This is a genomic window from Streptomyces chiangmaiensis (assembly GCF_036281785.1).
GTDB classification, from domain to species: Bacteria; Actinomycetota; Actinomycetes; order Streptomycetales; family Streptomycetaceae; genus Streptomyces; species Streptomyces chiangmaiensis.
Genome location: NZ_JAYWVC010000410.1, coordinates 1 through 3,703 on the forward strand (window position 1 = coordinate 1; position 3,703 = coordinate 3,703).

General features: G+C 68.3%; 2 protein-coding genes and 1 pseudogene. 1 reads left to right on the forward strand and 2 read right to left on the reverse strand.

Annotated features, from left to right (window positions below):
* Positions 1-291: 291 nt before the first annotated feature.
* Positions 292-526, reverse strand: a pseudogene (locus VXC91_RS43420) (DUF4291 family protein); the annotation flags it as partial.
* 193 nt (positions 527-719) lie between these two features.
* On the opposite strand from VXC91_RS43420, the gene VXC91_RS43425 reads away from it, so the two are divergent.
* On the forward strand, positions 720-2,426 hold the full coding sequence (locus VXC91_RS43425) for a sialidase family protein (RefSeq protein WP_329512863.1): 1,707 nt from the start codon (positions 720-722) through the stop codon (positions 2,424-2,426).
* A gap of 898 nt (positions 2,427-3,324) precedes the next feature.
* On the opposite strand, the gene VXC91_RS43430 is transcribed toward VXC91_RS43425, so the two are convergent.
* On the reverse strand, positions 3,325-3,703 hold a 379-nt coding region (locus tag VXC91_RS43430), incomplete at its 5' end, for a tyrosine-type recombinase/integrase (protein WP_329512864.1).

A 3,703-nucleotide genomic window follows, 5' to 3' on the forward strand; every position in this document is an offset into this window, starting at 1 on the left:
AGGCCTCCGTAAGTGCCCTCACACAGTCGCGCGGGGGCACTTTTTCGTCGGGAACGGGGTGCGGCCCGAATGGGATGACGGGCTTCACGGCGGTCGGGATGCGGTGGCCCTGGGGCAACTCCCCCACCCCCGAGCAAACTACCTCACCAACTCCTGCTGACCCCCCTCAGCAGGGCGGTCAGCGAGGCGTGATCCAGTCCTACTACGCCGAGACATGAGCGGCGGCCGGCCGTTCCGCAAGTGAACGGCAGGCGGGCCAGCAGTTCATCTGCGATGGGGTATGTCCTCTCCACTCGACAGGCACGCGTTGCGCATCGCCCCCTCGAAGCCGTCGCGCGCGATCTCGGCAGCAAGACGACAGCAAGAACGGTCTCCCGCCCTGCCTTCGTGCCCAGCCGCAGCGGTACATCATCCACAGGAACAATGGTTTGACCCACGTCAACCTTGTTGAACAGTCCCTTCTGGCCCGGCGCCCCCGCGCACACTGTCCGGCCCGTTTCGAAAAGAGTTCGGTTTCTCGCGACAGACGCCGCCTGCCTCCCCGTAGAGCAGACGAAGGCATCACCCGTACGGCCACACACCACCATCCTTCGTCCGACTCGCGAACCCACGAGGTACCTGTGGCTCTCCTCTCCGCACTCCGTCTTCACCACCACCCGCGGTCGCGGGGGCGTCTCGCCTTCGGGTTGCTGGCGCTCGTCGCCGGAACCCTGCCGAGTGTGGCTGCCGACGCCGCCACCCCGTCCTCCGGATCGGTCAGCGACACCGCACCCACGACCACGTGGAGCGCCGGTCCCTTCGTCGTCCCGAATGTCTCCGGCACCGCCGGGACGGTGAGCTGCGGGAATGCACAACCCTGCGACGACTACGCCCTGAAGGTGTCGGTGCCCGCGGGCTACGACGCCGGTCACAGCCTGCGCATCGACGTCAGATGGCCGGACTCCGCCGCCGACTTCGACCTGTACGTCCTCGATGCGGACAGCCGAGAGGTGGCCACCTCGGCCTCCTCCAGCGACCCCGAGACCGTGCTGCTTCCGGCGGTGTCGGCGTCGTACACCGTGCGCGTGGTGCCGTACGCGCCGCTCGGCAACAGCTTCACCGGCACCGCGAGCCTGATCACCACTCCGGCCGATCCGCCGCCGAGTACGGCCACACCGCCGACGTACGCGAACTCCTGGGCTCCCGACGGCATCACGGACGCGCACAACGCCGGTGAACCCTCGATCGGCGTCGACCGTGCAAGTGGCGCCGCGATGTTCCAGGCGTACACGTCGACGCTCAAGGTCACCTACGACAGTGCCGGTGCCGCCACATGGCAGGACAAAAGTGCGAGCGCGGCCAACGGCTGCCCCCAGGGCAGCACCACCAGCCTCGACCCGATCCTGTTCACCGACCCGGTCACCCACCGCACCTTCGAGTCGCAGCTCGCCGGCAAGACCGCCCTGACCTGCTACACCGACGACGACGGTGACACGTGGACGCCGACGGGCGGCTCGGGCATCAACTCCGGTGTGGACCACCAGACCATCGGTGGCGGCCCCTTCGCCACGGGCGGTCCAGGCACCGTCACGTCGTACCCGAACGCCGTCTACTACTGCTCCCAGGACATCGCCGACGCCTCCTGCGCGGTCAGCCGGGACGGCGGTCTGACGTACGGGCCCGCCGTTCCGATGTACTCCCTGCTGGACTGCGGCGGCCTGCACGGGCATGTGAAAGTCGCCCCGGACGGCACGGTGTACGTGCCCAACAAGGGCTGCGGCGGCCATCAGGCCGTGACCGTCTCCGAGGACAACGGGCTGACGTGGACCGTCCGCAAGAACCCGTCCAGCACCCCAGGTGACTCGGACCCGAGCGTGGGGATCGGGGCCGGCGGGACCGTCTACATGGGCTACCAGAACAGCGACGGAACGCCGCGTATCGCTGTCAGCCACGACAAGGGCAAGACGTGGCTGTACGACCAGAACGTCGGCGCGGCCCTCGGCATCAAGAACATCGTCTTCCCGGCCGTGACCGCGGGCGACGACAACCGCGCCGCCTTCGCCTTCCTTGGCACCACCACCAGCGGCAACTATCAGGACGCGGCCAACTTCACGGGCGTCTGGCAGCTGTACGTGGCCACCACCTACGACGGCGGCCAGTCCTGGTCCACTGTCGACGCCACCCCAACCGACCCGGTTCAGAAGGGGTCGATCTGTACGGGCGGCACCACGTGCGGCAATGACCGCAACCTCCTGGACTTCATCGACGTCACCATCGACGCCCAGGGTCGCGTGCTCGTCGCCTACGCCGACGGCTGCACCGGCACCTGCGCGAGCGGCGGTGCGCAGAACTACGACGCGCTGGCCTCCATCGCCCGCCAGTCCTCCGGCAACACGCTGTACGGCGCGTACGACGCCGTGGTCCGCGGCAAGCACAAGAAGCCCTAAGGAAGCCACTGGATGAAGCCATCGCCCCCGGCTGCCGTACTGGTAGGAGCCGCCTCAGCCTGGCCGCGGTCACCGGATGCTCGGCGGCGAACAAGCACGCCGAGCCGCCGGGGGCGACGTCCGCGGCGGAGCAGGCAACCGATCCGCCGGCCGGGAATGTAGCCGGTGCCGCGCCCGGCGGCTGTCCCACTGCCGCCTCACTGCCGCTCCCCAAGGACTTCCCGGAGAACCTGCCGGTGCCCGACGGCGCGGTCGTGACCTCGGTGGAGCACCGCACCGGCGGCCGGCTCGTCGTCGCCACCGTCGTACGGGGCGGCTTCGACACCACCCCGGCGTTCCTGCAGAGGCAACTCCCCAAGGCCGGCTACATCCCTGAGGAGGGCGAAGTGGAGGAGGACGACGCCGAGTATGCCGCTGCGTCAGAAGGGCGGCAGCCACTTCCACGAGGTGACTCGACGACCAGGGGGCCAGGTCCACGACCGAGGGCAATTCGTCCAACCAGTCGGCGAGAAGGGCGTGGGAGTTGTCGTCCTCGGCTTCCACAACCGTCCACAGTGCGTCGTTGGCGCCCCAGCCGGACAGCGACGATCTGCGGTGCTCACCTCTTCGCAGACCGCAGCTGGTCTCGGCGGACTCCCCCGCCCTCGCTACCACAGGCTCGTGGGGAACCCACATGGGAACGTCATGGGAACGGAAGGCCATATAAAGGCGAGGAAGCATCAGACGTGGACGGACGACGACGCCTCGCTGACCAGCAGCAACGGTAAACCCTGGGAAAGATCACCACAGACGGGGACAGCTATAGGGTCTCTCCTAAAGCGGGTGTCGCAGGTTCGAATCCTGCCGGGGGCACAAGGCGTTACGGCTCAGACCTGGGCTTTTCCCCCAGGGAGGCGCTCTATTCGGCCTCGGACTCCTCGTCCGAGGCCGTTTGCGCGAGCGGTGCGTGAGCGGACGGAGAGTTGATCTCCCAAATTCCTCCCAACGGATCAGCATCATCCGACACGGGCTCCGGATCGGACTTCTCCTCACCGTCGGGCTCAGGCTTCGCCTCCGATGCGGTGTTCTTGGAGGTGGCGCGAGCGCGCGTGACGAGCCGGGCTGCGGCCTCGGCGATCGCCAGGTCGGCCTCGGGAAGCAGGCTCGTGTACGTGTCGGCCGTGATGGTGATCGAGGAGTGGCCGAGCATCTCCTGGATGTCCTTCAGGCCGGCGCCGGCCGCATGGGCGAGGGTCGCGGCACCGTGGCGGAGGTCGTGGGTGCGCCGTGAGGCGCAG